At 63.2% G+C, this 25,886-nt stretch carries 24 protein-coding genes and 1 riboswitch; of the genes, 15 read left to right on the plus strand and 9 right to left on the minus strand.

What is annotated here, in order from left to right; genetic code table 11:
• Nucleotides 1–214 precede the first annotated feature (214 nt).
• Complete coding sequence (locus ENJ19_02475; GenBank protein ID HHM04593.1) at nt 215–799, plus strand: hypothetical protein; 585 nt, start codon at nt 215–217, stop codon at nt 797–799.
• Between the two features lie 140 nt (nt 800–939).
• A riboswitch (TPP riboswitch) is annotated at nt 940–1,032 on the plus strand.
• A gap of 40 nt (nt 1,033–1,072) precedes the next feature.
• Nucleotides 1,073–2,962, plus strand: a complete 1,890-nt coding sequence (gene thiC / locus ENJ19_02480) for a phosphomethylpyrimidine synthase ThiC (GenBank protein ID HHM04594.1) — start codon at nt 1,073–1,075, stop codon at nt 2,960–2,962.
• Between the two features lie 23 nt (nt 2,963–2,985).
• Here thiC and ENJ19_02485 read toward each other — a convergent pair whose 3' ends face one another.
• The 3 genes from ENJ19_02485 to ENJ19_02495 form a co-directional block, all read right to left on the minus strand.
• A complete protein-coding gene (locus ENJ19_02485; GenBank protein HHM04595.1) occupies nt 2,986–3,663 on the minus strand; it encodes a DUF4126 domain-containing protein in 678 nt (225 codons plus the stop codon).
• A gap of 145 nt (nt 3,664–3,808) precedes the next feature.
• The gene (locus tag ENJ19_02490) at nt 3,809–4,888 is read right to left on the minus strand and encodes a homoserine O-succinyltransferase (GenBank protein HHM04596.1); all 1,080 of its coding nucleotides are present in this window, start codon (nt 4,886–4,888) and stop codon (nt 3,809–3,811) included.
• 5 nt (nt 4,889–4,893) lie between these two features.
• Nucleotides 4,894–5,739 (minus strand): ATPase, encoded by an 846-nt coding sequence (locus ENJ19_02495; GenBank protein HHM04597.1) that lies wholly within the window; start codon nt 5,737–5,739, stop codon nt 4,894–4,896.
• A 166-nt stretch (nt 5,740–5,905) separates the two neighbouring features.
• Here ENJ19_02495 and msrB point away from each other — a divergent pair, with 166 nt between their 5' ends.
• The 7 genes from msrB to lnt all read left to right on the plus strand — a co-directional run bounded on the left by msrB (nt 5,906) and on the right by lnt (nt 13,153).
• A complete protein-coding gene (gene msrB, locus ENJ19_02500) occupies nt 5,906–6,337 on the plus strand; it encodes a peptide-methionine (R)-S-oxide reductase (protein ID HHM04598.1) in 432 nt (143 codons plus the stop codon).
• A 145-nt stretch (nt 6,338–6,482) separates the two neighbouring features.
• Nucleotides 6,483–7,679, plus strand: coding sequence for an ammonium transporter (locus ENJ19_02505; GenBank protein ID HHM04599.1), 1,197 nt, complete (start codon nt 6,483–6,485; stop codon nt 7,677–7,679).
• A 73-nt stretch (nt 7,680–7,752) separates the two neighbouring features.
• Nucleotides 7,753–9,129, plus strand: coding sequence for a tRNA (N6-isopentenyl adenosine(37)-C2)-methylthiotransferase MiaB (gene miaB / locus ENJ19_02510; GenBank protein HHM04600.1), 1,377 nt, complete (start codon nt 7,753–7,755; stop codon nt 9,127–9,129).
• A gap of 74 nt (nt 9,130–9,203) precedes the next feature.
• Nucleotides 9,204–10,181, plus strand: a complete 978-nt coding sequence (locus tag ENJ19_02515) for a PhoH family protein (protein HHM04601.1) — start codon at nt 9,204–9,206, stop codon at nt 10,179–10,181.
• Nucleotides 10,178–10,678, plus strand: a complete 501-nt coding sequence (gene ybeY, locus ENJ19_02520; protein ID HHM04602.1) for an rRNA maturation RNase YbeY — start codon at nt 10,178–10,180, stop codon at nt 10,676–10,678. The genes ENJ19_02515 and ybeY overlap by 4 nt, the downstream gene beginning before the upstream one ends.
• Before the next feature lie 9 nt (nt 10,679–10,687).
• Nucleotides 10,688–11,575, plus strand: coding sequence for a CBS domain-containing protein (locus ENJ19_02525; protein ID HHM04603.1), 888 nt, complete (start codon nt 10,688–10,690; stop codon nt 11,573–11,575).
• A gap of 54 nt (nt 11,576–11,629) precedes the next feature.
• The gene (gene lnt / locus ENJ19_02530; protein HHM04604.1) at nt 11,630–13,153 is read left to right on the plus strand and encodes an apolipoprotein N-acyltransferase; all 1,524 of its coding nucleotides are present in this window, start codon (nt 11,630–11,632) and stop codon (nt 13,151–13,153) included.
• 118 nt (nt 13,154–13,271) lie between these two features.
• Here the strand turns inward: lnt and ENJ19_02535 are convergent, their stop codons facing one another.
• Nucleotides 13,272–13,802: a hypothetical protein gene (locus ENJ19_02535; protein ID HHM04605.1), complete on the minus strand. Its 531-nt coding sequence runs from the start codon at nt 13,800–13,802 to the stop codon at nt 13,272–13,274.
• 132 nt (nt 13,803–13,934) lie between these two features.
• Between ENJ19_02535 and ald the strand changes: the two genes are divergently transcribed.
• Nucleotides 13,935–15,050, plus strand: a complete 1,116-nt coding sequence (gene ald, locus ENJ19_02540; GenBank protein ID HHM04606.1) for an alanine dehydrogenase — start codon at nt 13,935–13,937, stop codon at nt 15,048–15,050.
• Between the two features lie 39 nt (nt 15,051–15,089).
• On the opposite strand, the gene ENJ19_02545 is transcribed toward ald, so the two are convergent.
• Complete coding sequence (locus ENJ19_02545; protein ID HHM04607.1) at nt 15,090–15,659, minus strand: sel1 repeat family protein; 570 nt, start codon at nt 15,657–15,659, stop codon at nt 15,090–15,092.
• Between the two features lie 48 nt (nt 15,660–15,707).
• Between ENJ19_02545 and ENJ19_02550 the strand changes: the two genes are divergently transcribed.
• Nucleotides 15,708–16,727 (plus strand): quinone-dependent dihydroorotate dehydrogenase, encoded by a 1,020-nt coding sequence (locus tag ENJ19_02550; protein HHM04608.1) that lies wholly within the window; start codon nt 15,708–15,710, stop codon nt 16,725–16,727.
• Between the two features lie 11 nt (nt 16,728–16,738).
• Here the strand turns inward: ENJ19_02550 and ENJ19_02555 are convergent, their stop codons facing one another.
• The gene (locus ENJ19_02555; GenBank protein ID HHM04609.1) at nt 16,739–17,095 is read right to left on the minus strand and encodes a hypothetical protein; all 357 of its coding nucleotides are present in this window, start codon (nt 17,093–17,095) and stop codon (nt 16,739–16,741) included.
• A gap of 244 nt (nt 17,096–17,339) precedes the next feature.
• Here ENJ19_02555 and ENJ19_02560 point away from each other — a divergent pair, with 244 nt between their 5' ends.
• From ENJ19_02560 to ENJ19_02570, 3 genes are all read left to right on the plus strand, one after another.
• Nucleotides 17,340–19,166 (plus strand): M61 family peptidase, encoded by a 1,827-nt coding sequence (locus ENJ19_02560; GenBank protein HHM04610.1) that lies wholly within the window; start codon nt 17,340–17,342, stop codon nt 19,164–19,166.
• Between the two features lie 86 nt (nt 19,167–19,252).
• Nucleotides 19,253–19,852, plus strand: a complete 600-nt coding sequence (locus ENJ19_02565) for a peroxiredoxin (GenBank protein HHM04611.1) — start codon at nt 19,253–19,255, stop codon at nt 19,850–19,852.
• Nucleotides 19,853–20,442: 590 nt separating this feature from the next.
• Nucleotides 20,443–21,168, plus strand: coding sequence for a DNRLRE domain-containing protein (locus ENJ19_02570; protein ID HHM04612.1), 726 nt, complete (start codon nt 20,443–20,445; stop codon nt 21,166–21,168).
• Nucleotides 21,169–21,899: 731 nt separating this feature from the next.
• Here the strand turns inward: ENJ19_02570 and ENJ19_02575 are convergent.
• Together ENJ19_02575 and ENJ19_02580 are read right to left on the minus strand one after the other, a co-directional pair.
• Nucleotides 21,900–22,352: a hypothetical protein gene (locus tag ENJ19_02575; protein ID HHM04613.1), complete on the minus strand. Its 453-nt coding sequence runs from the start codon at nt 22,350–22,352 to the stop codon at nt 21,900–21,902.
• A 4-nt stretch (nt 22,353–22,356) separates the two neighbouring features.
• The gene (locus ENJ19_02580) at nt 22,357–23,703 is read right to left on the minus strand and encodes a 4Fe-4S binding protein (protein HHM04614.1); all 1,347 of its coding nucleotides are present in this window, start codon (nt 23,701–23,703) and stop codon (nt 22,357–22,359) included.
• A 110-nt stretch (nt 23,704–23,813) separates the two neighbouring features.
• Between ENJ19_02580 and ENJ19_02585 the strand changes: the two genes are divergently transcribed.
• Complete coding sequence (locus ENJ19_02585) at nt 23,814–24,236, plus strand: hypothetical protein (protein HHM04615.1); 423 nt, start codon at nt 23,814–23,816, stop codon at nt 24,234–24,236.
• Nucleotides 24,237–24,266: 30 nt separating this feature from the next.
• On the opposite strand, the gene ENJ19_02590 is transcribed toward ENJ19_02585, so the two are convergent.
• Nucleotides 24,267–25,886 (minus strand): hypothetical protein (locus ENJ19_02590; GenBank protein ID HHM04616.1); only part of this gene is annotated, 1,620 nt, incomplete at its 5' end.

Raw genomic sequence — 25,886 nt, forward strand, 5'->3', positions numbered from 1 at the left:
CAAGGCCTACTTTGATCGTTTGGGGCTGGTGTCGCTGCTCGATACGGTGCGACGACTCCAGTGTGTCTCATGAACCGCCGGATGCGGAACCGCACGTCCGGTGGTGTGAGAGGACGGCGGGGGTGACCCCGCCTCCTACTCGATGGTGCAGGCCTGAGGTTTCGATCATGAGGGAGAGCTTGTGAGCAATAAAACAATATGGTGTGGGATTTTGATGCTGGTTCTGGCCGCGCCCGGTTTTGCCGCCGACAGCCAGGGTCGCTTTGCCGTGCGCAACGTGGGCATGCTGCCCTGCCAAAAATATCTCGATGCCAAGGCGAACAAAGATGATTCCCTGGGCGCATTCTGGGCCTGGATGGACGGCTACATTTCCGCGGCCAACCAGTTCACCCCCAATACCTACGATCTGGCGCCCTGGAGTGGCACCGTCATGCTTGGTGCAATGCTGGAAGGGGTGTGCAAAAAAGATCCCGGCCAGCGTTTTTTTCTGGCGGTGAACCACCTCGCCGCCGCCACCGGCGTGGCGCGCCTGGGCGAGTTCTCGGAAATGGTGGTCGCCGAACACAAGGGCGAGAAGACGGCGGTGTACAAGGAGGTGCTCAAGCAGGTCCAGACCTACCTGAAATCCAAAGGCATGTACAAGGGAACACCCGATGGCCTCTACGGCCCCGGCACCCGCAAGGCTCTGGAGGCCTACCAACGCGCACGGGGCATCAAAGTCACCGGCCTGCCTGAGCAGGTGACTTTGTTTTCGGTGATGCGCGATCTGGCGCAGGCCAGCCAGGGAAATGCCAACTGATTCAGCGCCAATGCCGATCTGGCCATGTCGCCGTCTAAATGGCGGCAGGCCGACGCGGGTGGTGTGGCGCCCCAGTGCGCCATGAGGTGTTCGCCGCCTGCTTGCAATTCCCCACCAATTTCTTTAGCGTGCAGTCTGATTTTTCTGGCTAGGGGTGCCCCGGCAGGGGCTGAGAGACACCCTTTGAACCTGATCCGGTTGGTACCGGCGTAGGGAAGCCGCGTTTTCGCCGCCCATCCCGCGTTCGTGCCGGCCCTTTCTGAGGACTCGGATATGAGCGCCATTCCCCAAGATATCGCCCGTAAAACCGCGGAATTGTCCGCCGAGGTGACCCAGCCGTTTCCCGGTTCCCGCAAGATTTACGTGCCGGGCTCGCGGCCCGATTTGCGGGTGGGGATGCGTGAAATTCAGCAGAGCGTCACCCCAGGGCGCGCGGGCGCGGAGGAGAACCCGCCCATTCCGGTCTACGACACCTCGGGGCCGTATACCGACCCGAACGCCGATATCGACCTGCTGGCCGGCCTGCCCCCTCTGCGTGAGGCCTGGGTCGTGGAACGGGGCGACACCGGGGTGCTGGCCGATTTCAGCTCCGACTACGGCCGTGTCCGCAAGCACGATCCGGCCCTGGCCGGCTTCCGCTTCGCTCATGTGCGCAAACCGCGCCGGGCCGCTCATGGCGCCAACGTGACCCAGATGCACTACGCCCGGCGCGGCATCATCACGCCGGAGATGGAATACGTGGCCATCCGCGAGAACGCCCGGCTCGAAGCGCTGCGCGCCGATTCCCGTTATGAGGCGCTGCTCAAGCGCCATTCCGGCCAGGCCTTCGGCGCGCGGCTGCCGGAGACGGTGACCCCCGAGTTCGTGCGCCAGGAAGTGGCCGCCGGGCGCGCCATCATTCCTGCCAATATCAATCATCCCGAGCTGGAGCCCATGATCATCGGGCGCAACTTCCGGGTGAAGGTCAATACCAACATCGGGAACTCCGCCGTCACCTCCGGCATCGCCGAGGAGGTGGAAAAGCTGGTGTGGTCTTGCCGCTGGGGGGGCGATACGCTGATGGATCTGTCCACCGGCAAGCACATCCACGAGACCCGCGAGTGGATCATCCGCAATTCTCCCGTGCCCATCGGCACCGTGCCTATTTACCAGGCCCTGGAAAAAGTGGACGGCCGGCCCGAGGCACTGAGCTGGGAGCTGGTGCGCGACACCCTCATCGAGCAGGCCGAGCAGGGGGTGGATTACTTCACCATCCACGCCGGGGTGCGCCTGGCCTACGTGCCGCTGACGGCCAGGCGCCTGACGGGCATCGTCTCCCGCGGCGGTTCCATCATGGCCAAGTGGTGCCTGGCCCATCACCGGGAGAATTTCCTCTACACCCGCTTCGATGAGATCTGCGAGATCATGAAGGCCTACGACGTGTCTTTCTCCCTGGGTGACGGCCTGCGTCCCGGCTGCCTGGCGGATGCCAACGACCGGGCCCAGTTCGCGGAGCTGGAAACCCTGGGCGAACTGACCCGGAAAGCCTGGCAGCACGATGTGCAGGTGATGATCGAAGGCCCCGGCCATGTGCCGCTGCAGATGATCAAGGAAAACGTGGACAAGGAGCTGGCCGACTGTTTTGAGGCGCCTTTCTACACGCTGGGGCCGCTGGTTACTGACATCGCCCCGGCCTATGACCACATCACCTCTGCCATCGGTGCCGCCAATATCGCTTGGTACGGCACGGCCATGCTGTGCTACGTGACGCCCAAGGAACACCTGGGTCTGCCCGACAAACAAGACGTGCGCGACGGCATCATCGCTTACCGCATTGCCGCCCACGCCGCCGATCTGGCCAAGGGTCACGCCGGCGCCCAACTGCGCGACAATGCTCTCAGCAAGGCGCGGTTCGAATTCCGCTGGGAAGACCAGTTCAACCTGTCCCTGGATCCCGGGCGGGCCCGGGACTACCACGACCAGACCCTGCCCAGGGAATCCGCCAAAGTGGCCCATTTCTGCTCCATGTGCGGGCCCAATTTCTGCTCCATGAAAATCACCCGGGACGTGCGTCAGTTTGCCGCCGAGCGGGGGCTGGACGATGCGGAAGGTTTGACCCGGGGGCTGGCCGAGAAAGCTGCGGAGTTTGCCCGCGAGGGGGCCGAGATCTATCGCAAGGTATGAATCGGCCTTGGTCCCGGCGGCGCTTATTTCAGCTTGCGTGGCGGCGGGGCCAGGGGACGCGGCGGCTGTGTGGCAGGAGGCTCGGCGGCGGCGGGTGGCCGCGGGCGGAACAAGCCCTTGATGCGGTGGGCAAGCTGGCCGAGGCCGCGCCAGATGCGGGGCAGGGCCCAAGCCACCAGCGCCAGGAACAGGGCCAGGGCCAATAAAAATGCCAGCGGATAGTGCAGGGCCGTCCACAGGCCGGCGATGACGGTAAGGTCTTCGCCCAGGGAAACCAGCCAGTTGCTGACCGGTTCGGGAGAGGTGTTCACCAGTACCCGGCCACCGGCCTTGGCGACGTGCACCGTCGCGGTGACGGCGCCGCCCACCAGCCCGGCGGCCAGGGTGGCGGCGGGGCTCACCTCGCCTACCGCGCCGGCTGCCAATATGGCCCCGGCGGGGATGCGGATGAAAGTGTGGAGCGTGTCCCAGCCGTTGTCCACGCCGGGGATTTTGTCGGCGAAAAACTCGATCAGGTACATGACGCCGGCGGCGAACAGCACCAGCGGGTCGGCCAGGATTTCCAAACCGGGCGGCAGCTCGATGTGTCCGGTACTGGCCATCAGGCCCAGCATGAACACGGCGGCATAGAGGTTGATCCCGCTGGCCCAGGCCACGCCCATGGTGAGGGCGATGATTTGCGTGATTTGGGTGATATCCATGGTCTGACCGGTTTTCTTGCCTGCGCCTTGTCCAAATAACTATATGGCCCCGCGGGTCATCGGGGCAGAGGGTGGAGGCAGTGTTTTTGCAATTCTCTACATTGGGTCTCCATCAGGAGCTCGTGCTGTCGCACCGGCTGTGCCCTCAGCCCGGGATGGCCCGCAAGCCCAAGGGGTCGTCGGGGTTGATGCTGTCCTGGAAGGCGCAGCGCCGGTCGATGCTGGTGAGTTGATAGACTTTGCCTATCCAGTTGTTGATGACCGCCTCCCCCGTGTCGTGCCAGGTGTTGTCCAGCAAGGGGGTGATGAAGTGTTCGGGCAGCGGGGGCGGCGCTTTATGCGCTTGCAGGGCGGCCCTGACCTTGTCGCCGTGTTCTTCCAAGATGGCCTGGACCTGGGGGCTGAAGTAATTCTCCGGGAACAGCGGATAGACGTCCAGCTCAGCGCGGCAGTAGCGCATTACCTCCCGTTTGTATTCCTTGAGCAGGCTGATGGTGTCGTATTCGGGGTGGCCCTGGAAGAACACGATGCGGAACAAGTCTTCGCTCACCGCCAGATGCACGCCCGCCTCCGGGCTTTCCACCAGGACCTTCAGTCCCGCTGCCTCGAACTGGGGGCGGGAGATATCGTTGAAGCGCGAATGCGGCACGTCGAAGCGGGTGTTCACCCCGCTGACCAGGGGATGGTTTTTCTGCACCACCCGGTGGCCGTACACGCCCCAGCGCTTGAAGCCCATGTGGCGGCGCCGCTGGCCGTAGCGGAACTGCATCACCGCATGGGTGGCCAGGCAGGAGCAGAGCGTGGAGGTGACGTGCCCGTAGGCCCAGTCGATCACTTCGATCAAAGGCTCCCAGAACGGCTCGTGTTCCAAGGCCGGCTGGGTGACGTTGGCGCCGGTGATGATGAGGGCGTCCAGGCCCTGGGCCTTGATTCCGGCGAAGGTCTCGTAGTAGCGCTCGATGTGGGCGCGCGCCTCGGGGCCGCGGGGCAGGGCATCCAAAGTGAAAGGATGCATGTAGAACTGGGCGATCTGGTTGCTCTCCCCCACCAGGCGGAAAAACTGCCGTTCGGTGGCGGTCAGGGCGGCGTCGGGCATCATGTTGAGCAGGCCGATATGAAGCTCGCGGATGTCCTGGTGGACGGCCAGTTCCCCCGGGACGATGGTTTCCCCTTCCCGGCGCAGGCGTTCGAAGGTGGGCAGGGCGCTGTGGGCGACCAGGGGCATGGCGCTCAGCCCTCCCGTTCCAGGGCCGTTTCCACCAGGCGGATGAAATCGGCCTCGCTGCGCACGGCCCAGATCTCTTCGGTCGTGACGGTGTAGCCGTATTGCCGGGCAATGGCTTCGTAGCGGGGAATGCGCGCATAAAACAGGCGCGGAAACATCCAGCGCACAAAATCATCGGGGTCGATCATGGCCACGTAGGCCAGGCCCTTCTCCGCCAGGTAGTGGGCAAGCTGCTCATCGAGGAATCCTTCCCGGTAGTACAAGGGCTTGGGATCGGATTCCGCCCGCCGGATCAGCTCCTGCTCGTCGTCGCGGGAGGCTTTGATGTACAGGATCAGGGTGTGTTCGGCCAGAGTGCGCAGCGTCTCGTCATTGTCCAACTCGCACACGCTGCCGCCGGCGTCGTTGACGAAATGCTTGTAGCCGTAGATGCTGCGCGCTTTTTCGATGAAAGCGGGCACATCGCCCATGGCGGCCACCTCGGCCTTGTGGTGCAGGGCCTGGCGGTGTTTGAATTCCTTAAGGCCCAGCCCCCCCTGTTCCGGGTTGCCCAGCTTGCCCAGGAAGCTGGACACCGGCTGCAGATTGTCCACGGTGATGTTGTTGACAATGTAGATGGAGTCCGAGCGCAGCAGGTCGCGCAAAAAGGGCACCTGCATGGCCTGCAGCTTGATGTTGTCCAGAATCGGCTCATCCAGATAACGGGTGCCGATGCGGTAGTCGCCCGAGTAGTGGAACCAGTTGCTGCGCCGCAGCATGTTGGCGAGCTGGGTCTTGCCCACCCCGGACATCCCCAGCAGGGTGATGCACTTGTGTTCCCAGTCCCGGAATGCTGTGGCGCTCAGTTTCATGCTTGTTGCCCGTTGCGGAAAGAGGGGTCAGGAGCGGGATTTTAACAGGCCGTGGCGCAGTAATGGGCCGGGGCCCGTGCGTGTCGCCCGTCCGCCGGGCGGGCCTGGGTTTGCTGAGGGTGGCCATGGGTGAACGCCGGCGCCCCTGGCGGGCGGTTTTGCCGCTATGATACCTGCTGACCCCCTTTTTTGGAGAATCCCCGTGCCCGATTCCCGCACCAAAGCCGAGGCCCAGTGGGCCGCGGAACTGACTCCCGAGCAAATGGAGGTGTGCCGCCGCAAAGGCACCGAGGCGCCCTTCACCGGGGATTACTGGGACTGCACGGCGCCCGGGGTGTACCACTGCCGCTGCTGTGGCGCCGCCTTGTTCGACGCGGATACCAAGTTTGATTCCGGTACGGGCTGGCCCAGTTTCTGGGCGCCGGTGGCGGCAGAGCGCATCGCCACCGAAGCTGATGGCAGCCACGGCATGCGTCGCACCGAGGTGCTGTGTGCGGGCTGCGGCGCCCACCTCGGTCATGTGTTCAGCGACGGCCCCCCGCCCACCGGTCTGCGCTACTGCATCAATTCCGCGGCGCTCAGGCTGCGGGAGCGCTAAGGGGCGGCTTGACTCCGCCTGGTGCGGGTTTTACCGTGTGCGCCAATTGAGGGCGGCGTTGAGTGCGCTGTTTTTCTGCGGCGGGCATTATTGGTGCGTTGCGTGCACTGAGACAGGTCCATAAAACCAATAAGGGGTAGGGATGATGGAGGAGTTCAAAGCGGGGGGAGATGTTCTCTTTCTTTTGATGGGTGCCGCCATGGTGCTGGCCATGCACGCGGGTTTCGCCTTTTTGGAAGTGGGCACGGTGCGGAAAAAGAACCAGGTGAACGCCCTGGTGAAAATCATCGGCGATTTCGCCGTCTCCACCGTGATGTACTTCTTTGTGGGCTACGCTGTGGCCTACGGTGTTTCGTTCCTGGATGCCGCCCCGGCGCTGGCGGAGAAAAATGGCTACGAACTGGTCAAGTTCTTCTTTTTGCTCACCTTTGCCGCCGCCATTCCGGCCATTGTGTCCGGCGGCATCGCTGAGCGGGCGCGCTTCAATCCGCAGCTGGCGGCCACCGCCTTGCTGGTGGGCTTTGTCTACCCCTTTTTCGAAGGGATCACCTGGAACGGCAATTTGGGCGTCCAGGGCTGGCTGGAAAGCAGCTTCGGCGCCGGTTTTCATGATTTCGCCGGATCGGTGGTGGTGCACGCGGTGGGCGGTTGGATTGCCCTGGCGGCGGTGCTGTTGCTCGGTCCCCGCCATGGCCGCTACGGCAAAGACGGCGTGATGGCCGCCCATCCGCCCTCCAGTATTCCCTTTTTGGCTTTGGGGGCCTGGATTCTCACGGTGGGCTGGTTTGGTTTTAATGTCATGTCCGCCCAGAGCGTGGTCACCGCCAATGGCCTGGTGGCCCTGAATTCATTGATGGCCATGGCTGGCGGCGTGCTGGCGGCCCTGTTTATGGGGCGCTACGACCCCGGCTTTGTCCACAACGGTCCCCTGGCCGGTTTGGTGGCCATTTGCGCCGGCTCCGACGTGGTCCACCCTGCCGGGGCGCTCGTCATTGGGCTGGCTGCCGGTGCCCTGTTCGTGTGGACCTTCACTCTTACCCAGAACAAATGGAAGATCGACGATGTATTGGGGGTGTGGCCCCTGCACGGCCTGTGCGGGGTGTTGGGCGGTATCGCCGCCGGCGTGTTCGGCCAGGAGTTCCTGGGCGGGATCGGTGGGGTGAGCTTCTTCTCCCAGTTCATTGGCACCGCGCTGGGTGTGGTTGTGGCCTTGGGCGGCGGCGTCTTGGTGTACGGCCTGATCAAAAAATTCGTGGGCCTGCGTCTTACCCAGGAAGAAGAGTATCAAGGGGCCGATTTGAGCATCCACAAAATCGGGGCGGAGCCACCTTACCGCGAGTGATCGCCAGGGCATGGCTTTCCGGCGCGAATCGGTGTAATTTAGCCGCCCTTTTTGAGTCCTTGTGCCGGATGCCATGACCCGCAAGCTGTACATCAAAACCTTCGGCTGCCAGATGAACGAATACGATTCCGCCAAGATGGCGGAGGTGCTGGCGGACGCCCACGGCCTGATTCCCGCCGCCACGCCGGAAGAGGCGGACGTGTTGCTGCTGAATACCTGCTCGGTGCGGGAGAAGGCCGCGGAGAAGGTTTTTTCGCTGCTGGGCCGGTGGAAGGAATTCAAGGCCGCCCGGCCCGAGGTGGTGATCGGCGTGGGCGGCTGTGTGGCCAGCCAGGAGGGTGAGGCCATCCGCGCCCGCGCGCCTTTCGTGGACATGGTCTTCGGTCCCCAGACCCTGCACCGCCTGCCACAGATGCTGGATCAGGTGCGGCGCGAGCGGCGCCCGGCGGTGGACGTGAGTTTCCCCGAAATCGAGAAATTCGATCACCTGCCCGCGCCCCGTGCCGAGGGGGCGACAGCCTTTGTGTCGGTGATGGAAGGTTGCTCCAGATATTGCACCTTCTGCGTGGTGCCCTACACCCGCGGCGAGGAGGTGAGCCGGCCTTTCGATGATGTGCTTGCCGAAATCGCCCAACTGGCGGCGGGCGGGGTGAAGGAAGTGACCCTGCTGGGCCAGAATGTCAATGCCTATCGCGGCTTGATGCACGATGGCGACATCGCCGATCTGGCCCTGCTGATTCACTATGTGGCCGCTATCGACGGCATCGGGCGTATCCGCTTCACCACCTCCCACCCGGTGGAACTGTCCGACAGCCTGATTCAGGCCTTCGCCGAGGAGCCCAAGCTGGCGGGGCATTTGCACCTGCCGGTGCAAAGCGGTTCAGACCGGATTCTGGCGCGGATGAAACGGGGCCACACGGTGTTGGAATACAAGGCGAAAATCCGCAAACTGCGGCAGGCGCGCGCCGATCTCAGTTTGTCGTCCGATTTTATCGTGGGCTTTCCCGGCGAGACCGAGGCCGATTTCGATGCCACCATGGCCCTTGTCGACGACCTTGGTTTTGATCATTCCTTCTCCTTCATCTACAGCCCCCGTCCCGGCACGCCGGCCGCCGCTGTGCCCGACGATGTGCCGATGGACGTGAAGCGTCATCGCCTGGCCATTTTGCAGCGCCGCCTGCGCGAGTTGGGGGATGCCCGGAGTCAGAAGATGGTGGGGACGGTGCAGCGGGTTTTGGTGGAGGGGCCGTCCAAAAAAAATCCGCGGGAGTTGTGCGGCCGCACGGAGAACAACCGGGTGGTCAATTTTCGCGGCGACCCCGGTCTGATAGGACAGTTTGTGGAAGTGAGCATCGGCGCGGCGCTGCCCAACTCGCTGCGTGGGGAAATTTTCGTGGCAGCCGATACAGACCGTAAGCCGCCTGCGGCGAACGGTTCCCGGGCACTGTAACGGCCATCGGCATTGCGCCCGAGAGCGTTTTCGACTAAGGTGGCCCCTCGGTTAATTCCGCAACACTATTGGATTTGAACGCACAACCAGACGCCTGCGACTTTACGCTAGAACCCGCCGATAACGACCGCCTCGCCAATTTATGCGGTCAGTTCGACGAACACCTGCGGCAAGTGGAAGGCCGTCTGGGCGTCGAAGTCAGCAACCGGGGCAACCGTTTTCGCGTCATCGGTGATGCCGCGCCTGCGAAAATAGCGGGCAAAGTCCTCCAGGAACTCTATTCTGAAACCGCCACCAGCCGCTTGACCCCCGCGCGTGTGCATTTGTTTTTGCAGGAAGCCGGCGTGGAAAACCTGCTGGCGCCGGAGACCCCTGCCGGGCCGCAGTCTGTGCGCACCCGCCGGGTGGTCATCTCCGCTCGGGGCGTCAATCAACAGCGTTACATCCGCAACATTCAGAGCAGCGACCTGAACTTTGGCGTCGGCCCCGCCGGCACGGGCAAAACCTACCTCGCCGTGGCCTGCGCTGTGCAGGCGCTGGAAGAAGAGAAAGTCAGCCGCCTGGTGCTCACCCGCCCGGCGGTGGAGGCCGGCGAGCGGCTGGGCTTTTTGCCCGGCGATCTGGCTCAGAAGATTGACCCCTATCTGCGTCCCCTTTACGACGCCCTCTACGAAACCTTGGGCTTCGAACGGGTGGCCAAGCTGGTGGAGCGCAATGTCATCGAAATCGCGCCCCTGGCCTATATGCGCGGCCGCACCCTCAACGAAGCCTTTGTGATACTGGACGAAGCCCAGAACACCACGGTGGAGCAGATGAAAATGTTTCTGACCCGCATCGGCTTCGGCTCCAAGGTGGTGGTCACCGGCGATGTGACCCAGGTGGACCTGCCCCGCGAGCGCTGCTCCGGCCTGCGCCACGTGGTGGACGTGCTCAAAGACGTGGAGGGTATCAGCTTCACCTTCTTCCAGGCCCGCGACGTGGTGCGCCATCCCCTGGTGCAGCGCATCATCACGGCCTATGAACGGGCGGATCAGGGGGAGCTGCCGCGATGAGCGTCGTGGTGGACGTGCAGTATGCCTTGGAGGAAGCCAGCGAGGAGGACGCCCGGCCTCCGTCCCGCGGCCAGTTCGAGCAGTGGGTGGGCGCCGTCCTGGCCGGCCGCCTGACTGATGCCGAGCTCAGCGTGCGCGTGGTGGGCGAGCAGGAAAGCGCGGCATTGAACCTGGCCTACCGGCGCAAACCCGGTTCCACCAACGTCTTGTCTTTTCCCGCCGCCATCCCCATTCCCCTGGATTTGCCCCCCTTGGGTGACATCGTCATTTGTGCGCCCGTGGTGGGCCGCGAAGCGCTGGAGCAGGGTAAAGCGCCGGAGGCGCACTGGGCGCACATGACCGTCCACGGGGTCCTGCACCTGTTGGGTTTTGATCACCAGACGGTGGCTGGAGCCAGGGAAATGGAAGGGCTGGAGCAGGAAATACTGGCCGGTCTGGCCTATCCCGACCCCTACCGTGCGCCGGCTGCGCGGAATGAATCACAGGAGGCGATTTAACGAGGAGCAATGAACACAGAACGCATAGACAGCAGCGGCGGCGCCGCCTCGCGAACATGGCTGGAACGCCTGGGCCTGGCCCGTGGCGCGGAACCCAAAGACCGCGACGATTTGCTTGCCTTGTTGCAAGACGCCCTGGCGCGGGGGCTGCTTGATCCCGACGCCCTGGGGATGATCGAAGGGGTGCTGCAAGTGGCTGAGATGCAGGTGCGGGACATCATGGTACCGCGGGCCCAGATGGTGGTGGTGGAGCGGGATGCGTCCTTGGAGGAGATTTTGCCCATCGTGATCAAATCCGCCCATTCCCGCTTTCCCGTCATTGGCGACAATCGTGACGAGGTGGTGGGCATCCTGCTGGCCAAGGATCTGCTGGCCTATTTCTGTCAGGATGCCTCCCGCCGCTTCAATATCCGCGACATTCTGCGGCCGGTGGTGTTCATTCCGGAGAGCAAGCGCCTTAACGTGCTGCTGCGGGAATTCCGCGCCAGCCGCAACCACATGGCGGTGGTGGTGGACGAATACGGCGGCGTTGCCGGTCTGGTGACCATCGAAGACGTGCTGGAGCAGATCGTCGGTGAAATCGTCGACGAACACGATGTCGAAGAGGACGCCTATATTAAAAAGCACAGCGATGAAGTGTTTGCGGTGAAGGCGCTCACGCCCATAGAAGAGTTCAACGACTACTTCGACACCGCTTTCAGCGACGATGAGTTTGACACCATCGGCGGGCTGGTGATGAAGGCTTTTGGCCGCCTGCCCCAGCGGGGGGATGTCGTGGACATTGACAACTTCCGCTTCAAAATCCTCAAAGCCGACAGCCGCCGCATTCATTTGCTGGAAGTCAGTCCCCGCCCCGCTGAGGGTGGCGCCTCTGAGGTGCGTGTCGCGGGGGAGTGACGGTTCAATATTGTTATCTGAGCACCCCTTCTTGTCCGCGTAACCTTAAAGTCAATGAGCACTTCCCTGGAGCGCCGGATTCCCCCTCCGCTGGCGGCCGCGGGGGGCGATCTGGCGGCCTTGCTGGCCGGCGCCAGCCTTGTTTTCGCCTATGCCCCTTTCGGGCTGGGTCTGCTGGCCGTGCCGGCCCTCGCGCTGCTGTTTCTGCTCTGGTGGCTGGTGCCTGAACGCGCCCTGCGGCGTGGTTACGCCTTCGGGCTGGGTCAGTTCGGTGCCGGGGTGAGCTGGGTGTTCGTCAGTATTTACGGCTACGGCGGCGTCAACCTGCCCTTGTCGCTGTTTTTGACCGCCTTGTTTGTGGCCTTTCTCGCCTTGTTTCCCGCCGCGGCCGGCGCCCTGGCCGGGCGCTTTGGGCGGCGGCGGGGGGCGGCGCCGGCCCTGGCGCTGGTTTTTCCCGCCTGCTGGGTGCTGTTGGAGTGGTGCCGGGGCTGGTTTCTCACCGGTTTCCCCTGGTTGCTCATGGGTTACAGCCAGCTTGATCTGCCGCTCGCGGGCTGGGCGCCGGTGCTGGGGGTCTACGGGGTGTCGCTGACCGTGGCCCTGAGTGCGGGCTTGCTGGCGGCCGCCGTCTTGGCGCCGTCCTGGCGCGACCGGACATGGCCGGTGGTGGCCGTGGCCGTGCTGTGGCTCGCCGGCGCCCTGATGGCCGGGGTAAGCTGGACCCAGCCCCATGGCCGGCCCCTCAAAGTGAGCCTGTTGCAGGGCAATATCCCCCAGGAGCTGAAATGGACCTTCGAGCTGCGCCAGCCCACGCTGGACTTGTACGCCGGGCTGACCCGGGCCAATTGGGACGCCGATCTGATCGTCTGGCCCGAAACCGCCCTGCCGGATTTTTATCACCGGGAACAAGACTTTCTCGACGGTCTGGAAGCGGAGGCCCGCCGGCACGGCAGTTCGCTGCTGGTGGGGGTGCTCTACCAGGAGCCCGGTTCCCGCCGCTATTTCAACAGCATGGTCAGTCTCGACGGGGGCCGGGCCTTTTATCACAAGAATCATCTGGTGCCTTTTACGGAGTACCTGCCCCTGAAAGGGGCCTTGGCGGGCATTGTGGATTTCATGAACGTGCCCATGTCCGACTTCTCCGCCGGCGGGCCGGACCAGTCCCCCCTGCCGGCAGCAGGGCAGCAGGCGGGTATTTCCATTTGTTATGAAGATGCCTTCGGCGAAGAGGTGATCCGCATGCTGCCGCAGGCGACGGTGTTGGTGAACGTGAGCAACGATGCTTGGTTCGGTGAATCCGTGGCCCCGTTTCAGCACTTGCAGATGGCCCGCATGCGGGCGCTGGAAAGCGGCCGGCCCATGCTGCGGGCCACCAATACGGGGCTGACGGCGGTGATCGACGCCCGTGGCGCTGTGCAGTCCCAGGCGCCGCAGTTCAAAGTCTATGCCCTCAACGATGAGGTTCAGCCCATGCGCGGCATGACCCCCTACGCCCGGTCTGGCAACAGTGTTGCCGTGGGGGCGGCGGTGTTGATGTGGCTGGCGGGTTTGTGGCCGGGCGGCGGGAGAAAAAGATAAACCGCCAACAGCGCCCCCGCACACAACGGCGCTGTCTGGAAGCCGGGGGCGGGCTTGCAGACCTTAGGCTTTCCCCAAAAAAAACGGCGCTCCTTGCGGCCCGGGCGCCAGTCGGCCGCTACGGTTTTGCCCGGCGGCGCTTGAACATCGTGCCGTGGCATTTGGGGCAGGGCGGGATGCGGCCGGTATGATGAAAGTGCAGGCGCTCACCGCAGCTTTGGCAGACCAGGGTGCCCACGCCGGTGATCTCGCCGGTATGGTATTCGCTGGCCCGTCTGGCCTGTTGTTCCAGCGCCAGCAGCGCCAGCCTGGTCTGGTCTGCCGCCTCGGTGAAGGCCTCCAGCAGCCAGCTTTCGATCAGGGTGACATCGAATTCGAACCATTCTTTCAGTTCTTTGCCCGTGTCGGCCAGGTACTCACCCGCATCCTCCAGGTCACGCCTGAGGTAGTCACCCAGTTTGTCGATTTCTTCGCGCGTCAGCTCGCCCAGTTCCAGCGTTTTTTCCTTGGCGTGCGCCACTGCATGGTGCAGGGCGTCGGCGGATTGATGTTCGACCTGGGACAGTTTGTCCTTAACGTGTTCCAGCATGCGGTTGTAAGCTTGGACCAGTTTCTCGTGGTGGGCGGGATTGGGCTTGTCTGCGGGCATAGGGCACGTTCCTTGAATGGGCTCGGGATTGAGGAGAAGTAGTTTGGCGGGATGCGCAAAAAAAGGCAAAGCCTGCGGCGTTATCCGGGCAGCGGAAATGGCGCGGGGGCTGGGTGTTCATTGGAGGCAGAAATGAGAATTGGGATACCTAAAGAAATCAAGGACCACGAATACCGGGTGGGGGGCACGCCCTCGGGTGTGAAAACCCTGGTGGAGGCCGGCCACGAGGTGGTGGTGGAACACAACGCCGGTGCCGAGATCGGCTTTGGTGACGAGGCCTACCGGGCCGCCGGCGCCGAAGTGGCGGACCGGGCTGCGGTTTACGCCTGCCCCATGGTGGTCAAAGTGAAGGAGCCCCAGCCCAGCGAATACGGGCTGCTGCGGGAAGGGCAGGTGTTGTTCGCCTACCTGCATCTTGCCCCTGATCCCAAGCAGGCCGCGGCCCTGTTGGAACGCAAAATCGTAGGCATCGCGTATGAGACCGTCACCGATGCCCGCGGCCACCTGCCCCTGCTCGTTCCCATGAGCGAAGTGGCCGGTCGCCTGGCCATCCAGGCCGGGGCCGATGCCCTGCAAATGATCAACGGCGGCCGTGGCGTGCTCTTGGGAGGCGTGCCCGGCGTGCCACCGGGGCGGGTGCTCATCATAGGCGGCGGCATGGTAGGCACTCAGGCGGCCCGCATGGCCATGGGGCTGGGCGCCGATGTGACCCTGCTTGATGTCAGTCTGGACCGGTTGCGGGAGCTGGATGACCTCTACGGGCCCCGGCTCAAAACCCGCTATTCCGACAGCTATACCCTGGCCGAACTGCTGCCCCAGGCCGATTTGGTGGTGGGCGCCGTCTTGATTCCCGGCGGCCAGGCCCCGAGGCTGGTTACCCGCGACCACCTCAAGACCATGAAACGCGGCGCCGTCATCGTCGATGTGGCCATCGACCAGGGCGGCTGCGTGGCCACCTCCCATCCCACCACCCATTCCGATCCCACCTACATCGTGGACGGTGTGGTGCACTACTGCGTGGCCAATATGCCCGGTGCCGTGGCTCACACATCCACCTGGGCGTTGACCCACGCCACCTTGCCCTACGTGCTGGAGCTGGCCGGCAAAGGTTACCGCCAGGCCCTGGCGGACCATCCCGGACTGCGCGACGGCCTCAACGTCTGTTTCGGCAAGGTCACCAATGAGCACGTGGCCGCGGATCTGGGCTATGACTACGTCCCGCCGCAGGCGGCTCTGGCGGGGGGGTGAAAGCCAGCGCTCCAGCTCGGAGAAACCCGGCGGAGGCGCTCAACTGCAGCGCGGTCCGGTCCCCTGGGCCTGCCAGGCCCTGGAGCGGGCGATCTGACGCGGCGTCATGTCCCGTTCCAGCTTGTCGCGGTAGGCGGCGGCGGGGCCGTGGCCCTGCGCGGCGGCCAGGCTGTACCAGTAGTGGGCATAGACGATGAACTGGCTCAAGGAGAACGGGCGGGCCTTGGCCATTTGCTGGCCGTAGGTGCGGCCCAGCTCGTACTGCGCGTCGCGGTGGCCGTGGATGGCGGCGCGGCACAACCACCGGCGGGCCTTGGGTTCGGTGCGGCCGGGGCCGAAGCCGCAGCACCGGGCAATGCCCAGTTGATACTGCGCCTCGGTGTCGCCTGCCTCGGCGCGTTGTCGCAGTTGCGCGCGCCGGGCCCAGTCCACGTCCTGTTTCAGGGAAAGATCAGCGCCTGGCGGTGCCGGCTCGGCAGTGGTGTCCCTGTGCCACCAGGAGCAGGCGGACAAAGACGATCCGGCCAGCAAGACAATGGCGTATACTCCGAGCCGCATGGTTGTTCCCCCCTTGTGTTTTGCCCCCTCGCGCAGGGGCAAGCCTATCATAGCCGGGGGGCTGCGTTAATGTGAAAGCCGCCGGGAAAGACGGAAACCTTGTATCCGCTGCTGCGATTTGTGCTTTTCAGGCTCGACCCTGAGACCGCCCATCATCTGGCCCTGTCCGGCCTGAAGCTGCTGGCCCGGACGGGCATTTTGCGCCTGTGTTGTGGCAGGCGGATTGTCGCGCCCTGCCGGGTGATGGGGCTGGATTTTCCCAATCCCGTGGGGCTGGCCGCCGGTCTGGACAAAAACGGTGACTACATCGATGCCCTGGGGGCGCTGGGTTTTGGCTTTATCGAGGTAGGCACGGTCACGCCCCGGCCCCAGGCCGGCAATCCCCGGCCGCGCTTGTTTCGTCTGCCCGGTGCGCATGCTCTGATCAACCGCATGGGTTTCAACAACAAGGGCGTGAACCATCTGGTGGAGCAGGTCAGGCGTTCCCGCTTCGATGGGGTGCTGGGGATCAATATTGGTAAGAACCGGGACACGCCGGTGGCGCGCGCGGCGCAGGATTACCTCTACTGCCTCAGGAAAGTGTATCCCTTCGCCGGTTATGTCGCGGTCAATGTGTCTTCGCCCAACACCCCCGGTCTGCGCCAGCTTCAGGGCCGGGCGGCGCTGGAAGCCCTGCTGCGGGCCCTGAAAGCCGCGCAGCGCGAGCTGGCGGAACAGCACGGGCGCTACGTGCCCCTGGTGCTGAAAATTGCCCCTGACCTCGCGCCCGGGGCCATTGCGGATCTGGCCGCCGTGGTGGTCGCCCACGAGGTGGACGGGGTTATCGCCACTAACACCACGGTGTCGCGCGAAGGGGTGCAGGGGCTGGCGCAGGCCGCCGAGCAGGGCGGGCTCAGCGGAGCGCCGCTCAAGCACAGTGCTGATGACGTGTTGCGCGTCCTGGCGGGGGCTCTGGCCGGGCGGGCGGCCATCATCGCTGCGGGTGGGATCATGTGTGGGGCGGACGGGCGTGACAAAGTCAAAGCCGGGGCCGATCTTGTGCAGATCTACACCGGCCTGATTTATCGCGGCCCGGCCCTGGTCAATGAAGTGGTGCGGGCCGTGCAAGAGACGGTATAGCCCAAACGGGGCTACTTGAAGGCCTCCAGCGTTGCGTTGCGCCTGGCGGCGCACTGATAAAACACGTTGATGGCATAATCGTGCGGATTGCCGGACCACAGATACGCCCCGTAAATTACTTTCAGCAGACCGGACGAATAATGAGGGGCATTGACGCCCCTGATTCCCTGTTGGTACGCCGCCAGATGCAGCACCTTGTCGGGGGCCACGCCCAAACGGGAGTTGATGACAGAATCAAAACCCACCATGGCCTGGCCATAGCAGAGTTGGGTGTTGAGGTCTCGGGAAACGCCTTCAAAGCCGTGGGCGCCGGTGGCGGTGAAAGCCAGAGAGAGTGTTGCAGTGGCGAGAAAATGCTTCGCGTTCATCGGCACATCCTCCTAACTCGGGGCCGAACCGGCTGCGGGATGGGGCTGAACTTGAGCCGGACTTCCCTGTTTGTTTGCAGCCTGTACGGGTATCGGCCCGGTGGCCGGAAAAGTTGAGAGCACCGCGAAAGCTGTTTTCCTTTGCTAAAGTGTTACTCATCAAAGAATGTACGCCATGGGCCAAGTCCGCTGTCCTGAACAGGCAGCGGGAAACGCCTGTCACAGCTTATCCAGCGGTTATTTCATGTCCCAGACCACAGCCCTGCGTTATCGCCTCGAATTGAAGGCGCCCGAGGCTCATTTATTCCAGGTGAGCTGCATCGTCTCCCACCCCGACCCGCGCGGCCAGGTCTTCACCCTGCCCGCATGGATCCCCGGGAGCTATCTGATCCGCGACTTCGCCAGGCACGTGCAGCGCGTCTGTGCCCGGGACGAGCGGGGGGAACTGACCGTCACCAAGCTGGACAAACAGAGCTGGTGTGCGGCGCCCGCGCGCGGGGCGTTGACCCTGGTGTACGAGGTCTATGCCTGGGAACTCTCCGTGCGCGCCGCCCACCTCGATGCCAGCCACGCATTTTTCAACGGCACCAGCGTGTTCATGCAGGTGGTGGGCTTCGAACACCTGCCCTGTGAGCTGGAGCTGGTGGCGCCCGGCGGCGACAGGGCCACGGGATGGCGGGTGGCTACCACTCTGCCCCGGGCGGAGGCGCCACCCTACGGTTTTGGCACCTACCAGGCGGAGAACTATGGCGAGCTGATCGACCACCCGGTGGAAATGGGGCGCTTCGATTTGGTGACCTTTTACGCCTGCGGTTATCCCCACGATGTAGCCATCAGCGGCCGTCACCGGGCGGACCTGGACCGCCTCGCCCGCGACCTCAAGCTCTTGTGTGAACATCACATCCGCTTTTTCGGTGAACCGCCACCGGTGGAGCGCTATCTGTTTCTGGTGACCGCGGTGGACGACGGTTACGGTGGGCTGGAACACCGCGCCTCCAGCACCTTGCTGTGCAGCCGTGGTGATCTGCCTTTTCCCGGAGAGGCCGGAGTGAGTGAGGATTACCGCACCTTTCTCGGCCTGTGCAGCCATGAGTACTTTCACACCTGGCACATCAAGCGCATCACCCCCGCGGCCTTGCAGTCGGCCTCGTTGAGCGAAGAAGCCTATACCCGCTCCCTGTGGGCCTTCGAAGGTATTACCAGTTACTACCAGAACCTGGCCTTGTTGCGTTGTGGCCTGATTTCTCCCGAGAGCTACCTGGAACTTCTGGGCCGCACGGCCACCCGGGTGTGGCGCGCCCCCGGGCGTCACCTGCAGTCTCTGGCGGACTCCAGTTTCGACGCCTGGATCAAGCTCTACCAGCCGGATGAAAACACCCCCAACAGTACCGTCAGTTATTACAGCAAGGGCGCGCTGGTGGCCTTGTGCCTGGATTTATGGATCCGCCGGGAAACCCGCCACGCCCGTTCGTTGGATGATGTGATGCGGGCGCTGTGGCGGCGATATGGCCAAAGTGGCGCCGGTGTTCCCGAAGACGGCTTCGAGCGGGTGGCGGAGGAGGTCAGCGGCGTGGCCCTGGGAGACTTTTTCCAGCGCTATGTGCACGGCACCGGGATGCCCCCTGTGGAAGAATTATTGGCCCATTTCGGCGTGGGTTTTCACGTGCGTCCCGCCGAAGGGGCCGACGATCCCGGTGGGCGGCCCCTGAAGGAGAGCGGTGAGCGGCTTGCCCGCCGCGTCGCTTTGGGCATCCGCCTGGCGGAAAACCAGCAGGAGGCCCGTCTGGCCACAGTGCTCAGCGGCAGCGCCGCCGAGGCCGCGGGCCTGGCGGCGGGGGATGTGCTGGTTGCGCTGGACGGGCTGCGGGTGACGGCCCAAAATCTGGGCACCAGCCTGGCGGCTCACCGGCCTGGCGAACGCGTGGTGGTGCATGCCTTTCGTCGCGATGTCTTGCAGGAGTTCCTGGTGGAACTGCAGGCACCCGCCCTCGATACCTGCTACCTCAGCCTGACAGATCCGGTGGACGGCCCGGTCCGGGCACGCCGTTCGGCGTGGCTGGGGGCGGTGTGAAGCGCTGCGATTGGCTTGCATCGTGGCGGTAAACTCGGTAGCGTAGTCGTTTTAAGACTGAGTCTAATCTTTCAAGGAGTCACCTTATGTCCGTATTGGTCACCAGACAAGCCCCGGATTTCACCGCCGCTGCCGTAATGGGCGACGGCAGCATCAAAGAGGACTTCAGCCTCTCCGATCTGCGCGGCAAATACGTGGTGCTGTTCTTCTACCCCCTGGATTTCACCTTCGTCTGTCCCACCGAAATTATCGCCCACAACAACCGCGCCGTGATGTTTCGCGAGCGCGGGGTGGAACTGGTGGGCGTGTCCATAGATTCCCAGTTCACCCATCACGCCTGGCGCAACACGCCGGTGGACAAGGGTGGCATCGGCCCCATCAGTTTTCCCCTGGTGGCAGACATCAAGCATGAAATCGCCCGTGCCTACGGTGTGGAGCATCCCGATGGTGTGGCGCTGCGCGGCTCTTTCCTCATTGACCGCGACGGTGTGGTGCAACACCAGGTGGTGAACAACCTGCCCCTGGGCCGGGAAGTGGACGAAATGCTGCGCCTTGTGGATGCGCTGCAATTCGTGGAAGAGCACGGCGAAGTGTGTCCGGCGGGCTGGCACAAAGGCGAAAGCGGCATGAAGCCCACCGCCGACGGTGTGGCCGACTACCTCGCCGGCCACGCCAAGGAGCTCTGAGCCCGCCGCGTGCAGAGGAGATAAAAGGGGCGGATCACCGCCCCTTATTTTATTGCCAGGCCGGCCTGGCCTCCGGGCGTTGTCGTTGGGTGTGGGCGCCAGGCAGCATGGTGGACAGGCCAGCAGGGCAGGCACAACGACTGCCGCGGCAGTTACCTCAAGTCATCCACCACGGTGAATGCCGCGGGTTTCAGGTGGCCGCTGGAACGTCTGTCCAGCCCAGTGCCGGAATGAGCAGGCTGTGGCTGATCCAGGCGCCTGCCTTGGCGATCGAAGCATACGGAGATCCGTACACCACATGCCATATCTGCTTCTATTCGGTAGCAATTGACCATTACCATATTTATGGCTGTCTTACCGCCGCGCGGAAAATAAAAAAGGCAACATCTGGACCTTCTTTAAGACTGCCTTATTGTGGGTGAGGTCTGTCGGAATTTTTTACGCTCTTGTAAAAACATCACGCATTGGCTCAGCAAGCTCTTGATTCCTAAAAAATAGGAATAATTATTGCATGCAGGCCAACGAACAACAACTTCCCTTTAAGGAACTTGGCGAGAAATAAGCACAATTTACCAGCGAGGAGAGGATTGATGAGAGCAAAAATTACAGCCAGGATGGCGCTTGCCCTTTCGATGGGAGCATTACCCGCCCTAAGTCAAGCAACCGTTATCTCGTTTCAAGACGGGGTAAACGGCTATACCGCCACACAGGATGTGGAGCTGCGACAGGACTCACCCAGCACCAATTTCGGCTTTAACGCCAATATCACGATTGATGGGGATGATGCGTCAGGCCCACTTGATGATACCAACGCCCTCTTGATGTTTGGCGATATATTTGGTGGTAGCCCAAACCAAATACCGTTGGGCTCAACTATTAACAGCGCCACGCTGGAGCTCGAGCTTCATAACCCAGGAGACAACGTCAATATGCTGCGCATGCTGACTGGCTGGGACGAGAGCACTGCAACCTGGGACAGTCTGGGCAACGGTATTCAGGATACTCCAGGTGAGGCGGTATTCACTCAGTTACTGACCGGCCTTAACGGGAACCATGAGGATATCATCAGTATTGATGTTTCTGCCGATGTGTCTTTGTGGGCCAATGGTGCGGACAATTTTGGTTGGGGCTTTACGCCAACGGGTGACGACGGATTTGACTTTCATGCCAGCAATCACTGGAATGACGGCCATCTCAAACCGCGCCTGCTGGTTGATTACACTGCGCCGCAATCCAGCACTGTCCCAGAGCCCAGCACCATCCTGTTATTGGGGCTGGGACTGCTCGGTATTCGGGCTGGCCGCAAACGACGGTAATGCCCCTAAGGCGGGGGATCTACAGATCCCCTATCTTAGGACAACGAGACTTCCAGCGGGTGAAGGCTACGGGTACCCCCAAACGGGGTATGACCCAGTGCTTGCTCAACGATCGCCGCCAGGATGCCCGGCAAATCACGCGGCGGGCCGGGCTGGTCCGTCTTGATATCCCGGACTTCCACCCCGTTGGTAAGGCCAGTACCAGGCCGTCATCAGCAGCCGGTGACACCGGGGTTACGGGGACGAAGTTCGAGGCACCCGCCTGAGATGATCACCCGATAGTGCGCGCCCCTTGTGCGCCCAGCAGCAAACATCGAACAGCGCAGGTCGTGTTCCTCGCAGTATGCTTTCCGGGGCAGGTCCGAAGTCTGCCAGGCGGTGGCGTGCTCCTGCCGATAGGCCAGTGCGGTCGGTGGGTGTCATGGAGTTCTCCTGCATCGCAATGGGGCAGGAAAAAGTCTGTGTCAGGTGGTGTTCAGAAAACCGGTCGTCGTTCGTGGGCGCTCACACTCAAACTCTGGTCAGGTTGGCATAGCAGCCGCTGAAGAAGTGGCGGACTCTGGAGCGGGTGACTGTCACAAACCCGGGAGATTAAAGCGGCGAGGACTGGGTGGACCGGGAACCCGCCGGGCCGGGTGGCGCGCGACGGGAGCCTCGCCGTGGGCGGCGCTTCCCTTCTCATTGGCAGGACACGTCGTGCCGGTGTGAAGGCCATGACATTAGGAATTGTCTCAGGGCGTGTCTTCCGGGGCGGTTTCTTGTCCGGATTTTGCTGCTGAAGCCGCGCCCTGGTGCTGTTTCGCTGCCTTTTCTTTTTTATCCGCCCTGACCTTGCGGTAATCGACGATGTAGTAGATCAGGGCCCCCATCACCACGACCCAGGTGGCGCCGGCCACGATGCCCCAGTCGAACCAGGGCCGCTCATAGCCGGGTCGCACGCCCCAGAAGGGAAAGGTCAAGCCGGTGGCCACCAGCAGCAGCACCAGAAACAGGCCGATGAACCAGTAGGGGATTTTGTGATCCGAGGTCTGGTCCATTCTTTCCACCATTTCCCAGTCTTCCAGGCCCCGCTTGCGGATGCGCTCTTCCTCGCTGGCATAACCCAGGTGATCGGGCGCCGTTTCCCCCCATTTGGGGTCGACGGGGGTTTTGCCCACAGGCAGGTCTTTTGGTGTGTTGCTCATGATGTCACCCTTTTTCTACAAGATGCTGGAAACGAAAGCTTCCCTGCCAGCCGTCGGGGCCCGAGGCGCGCACCGTAATGGTATGCAGACCTTTAGGTAAGCCTTCCAGACGAAGGTTCAAATCCTTGCGGCCAACGGTGCTGAACTCAACCCGGTCACCGCTCAGGAAGTAATGTTCCGGCGGGACGCCTTCAACCTGCACCCGTATTTCGGCCGGGGCGTAGAGCTTGTTGGCGAGGTTGATACGGTAGTCCCTGGTGTGATCGCCGTGCAACATCTCCGCCCGGTAAACGGACAGGTGGTAGGGCTGGTATTGCACAATACCCCAGCTCAGCAGGCCCAGTGCCAGCGCCAATACCGGCAAAACCCAGCGTACCCGGCTCAGCAGCGAAGGGGAGGAAAAGCGCCCGTCATTGTCCAGCGCATCAAGGCGGCGGCCGAATTTGAAGCTGAGCAGGCCCGGCGTGCCGTTTTTCTTGTGCATATTGTCGCAGGCGGTAATGCATTCGCCGCAGTTGATGCAGGCATCGAAGGTGGCGGTTTGGCGCGGGTCGATGTCCACCGGGCACACCGTTACACAAAAACTGCATTTCTCGCAGTCCGCCTGGCGGGCGGCGTCGTATTCTATGTGCAGCGTTTCCCTGGTGCGGAACAAATGTTGCCACATGCGATAGATGCACATGTAGCGGCACACATAATGGCGGATCAGCGCGATATTGGCGCCGGTGATAAAGACAAAAACGGAATATATCCAATAAAGGGAGCCGGTGACCCGGGGATCCTCGCCGAAGCTCAGGAACGCCCACAAGGCGTCCGGCGGCAGGAAATACAGCATGGGCAACAGGGCCAGCAGCATGGACGCAGCCAGCAGCCTGAGGCCCAGCAGCAGCCAGTTGTGCCAGTGGTTTTTGCCGGAAGAGACCTTGGCGGCCTGGTCTTCGTCACCCCAGTTGATCAGGGCGCGCTTGCCCAGCAGTCTGGCGGTCACGCGGTTGGCCCAGGTGGAAAAGGTGTTCTGGGGGCAGGCCCAGCCGCAAAAAACCGTGCCCAGGGAGGAATACATGATGATCAGCAGGCAGGCGGCGGCGAGCCAGAAGCCGAAGACGATGAAAAAGTCAGAAAACCAGATCTCGTGGTTGAAGACCACGAAACCGGATGAGACGTCGATGCGGAACACGCCGGTGACCGGGATCAAAATCAGCAGCAACACAAAGCCGGTGCGGCTCATGCTGCGCAGAAGATCCAGTCTGGGCGTGCTCTTGGGCCGGCTGACGATGGGGATCTGCTTGAACGAGGGTTGACTGCTCATAGCGTGAAGAACACCTGTTGCAACGTGTACAATCCCGGCCATTGGCCCCGGTCTGCGGCGGACGCCGCTGTGCCCGCATCCGGCGAGGTGGCCAAAGAGGGGATTGAAGTGTTCAGATTCTACCAACTTTTAAACCAGCAAGGGGGACGGGCATGGGCGGACGGTTAGGGAAAGGTTTTCTGACGGCAGGGCTGGTGATGACACTGCTGGCCGCGGCGGCGTGTTCGGGCGGACCCGATATGGGCATGGCCCAGCGACTGGTGGCACAGTACTACGCGGCGATCAAGGCGCAGGATTTCGACGGTGCGGCCCAGATGTTTGCCGAAACGCACAATCAGCCCCGGGCCATGTGGGCGGAGGAGCTGAAGGATTACCATAAAAAACTGGGTGATCTGGAAAAATACCGGATCGCGGATACCGTGGTGAACACGGTATTTAGTGGCACGCGCTACATTTTCAAGGTGAAGACGACTTATTCCAAGCACCCGGCGACGGAAACCGTGGTGTTGTTCGAAAGCGTCAGCGATGACACCTTGCATATTGAAAATGTTCAGATTCGCTCGCGCAATCTGTGAGCGGGCCGCGGTGGCAGCGACAGCCGCCGTTTACTCCTCTTGCCCCCGCCCCGCCAACTGTGCGGTGAAGCTTTCGGGCCGCCAGGGGTCGGGCCGCCCGGTCGCGCCGCGGTCCTGGCGGCGGATGGTCTCTGCCGCGCGGGCGACGGCCTGTGTCAGGGTGCCGTCCTCAGTTTTGCTGATTCCGCCGTAGCGCAGGCGCTGGACCGCCGTCACCGTGGCGTGCACTGAACTATCGCGGCCGTGGCGGCGTTCCCAGGCGGACAAGCCCTGTTCCAGAGTGCGGCTCCCGAAGGCATCCAGCAGCATTTGTTGCAGGGGATCCACGGCCATGGGGCCGGCCGTTGTGGTGCGGGTCCCGCGCCGGGCGCAGCCGGTCCGGCGCGGAGTCTGGGGCGGCCGCCCCAGACCCCACCGCAGGAGCAGGAGCAGGGTTCCCAGCCACAGGGCCGCGAACAACGCCGTGGTGTATGGCCACCAGCCGCTGTTGCGTTGAGTCGCGGGTCGGGGCCCGTTGCCGGAATCCGCCGGCGGTGCCGCCACAGCCGGGATTTCCCCTGAAACCGTCAACACCGGCGTCAGCGCGGTGGCCACATCCACACGCCCCCGCGCCGTATCGAAATACGGTATGCGCACCGCCGGCAGCCGGAACTCGCCCCCGTGCTGCGGCAGCGCGGAAAAGGTGTACGTCATGCTGGTGGTGACGCCGTCTGCGCTGACCTCCACCTGCCGCCGGCCGCGGTCGGCGTAGAGCTTCAAGCCGGCGGGCACCGGCGGCAGGGGCAGGGTGTCGGGCAGCGCATAGCGCTCGATGGGCCCGCGCACCGTCACCGTCCAACTGTAACTTTCCCCGGCCCCGCCCCGGGTGCGGGGGGCGATGATCTCGATTTCCGGTTTGCCCACCACGATGTCCGCTGTCACCGCTGCGGGCAGGGGGCGCACGGTCACCGTTTCTGACAAATGGGGCAGGCGCAGCCGGCGTCCGTCCAGCGTTTCCGCCCACACATCGGGCAGGTGGAAGGTCAGTTCCCCCGCATCCCGGGGATACACCGCCCAGGCCTTGCGGGTGACCTGGTATTCAGCGCCGCGGTAGGTTTCGCTGCGCACGCTTTGAGGCAGCTCCCGGTGTTCCTGCAGCTCCACCTGCACCGGCTCGGCGTCGAGGTATTCCCCCAGGCTGGCGCTTTTCAGCTCGATGCGGCGGTACACGTCCAGCCATACTACGATCTGCTGTCGCTGGTACGGCTGGCGCTGGCTCACGCCGCTGCGGTTGAACAGCTCCGGCAGTTTTTCCGGTGAGGCGTCCACAGTGCGGATGGTGATGGGTGCGGTACTGAGGCCGTCCACGGTGAAGGGGGGGATGGTGAGGATGCCGCTGCGGCGGGGAAACAGATCGACGATGATTTCCGAACTGGAACGGCCCCGCCCCCGGTAAATGTTGAAGCGGTGTTGCGCCTTGGGCACGCCCACATCGAAATCCCGGGTGAGCACGCTGAGGTCCACATTGGGGTCGATGCCCTGGGCGCGCAGGCGGGTGTCGCTGTTGTGCAGGGTCAGTGTCAGCGTGGCATGTTCACCCAGGGCCAGGGAGTGGCGGTCCACCTTGGCGCTGAACTCGGCGGCCTGGCCCAGCGCGGGACTGGCCAGGAG

Source organism: Gammaproteobacteria bacterium (assembly GCA_011375345.1).
In the GTDB taxonomy this organism is placed as follows: Bacteria; Pseudomonadota; Gammaproteobacteria; order DRLM01; family DRLM01; genus DRLM01.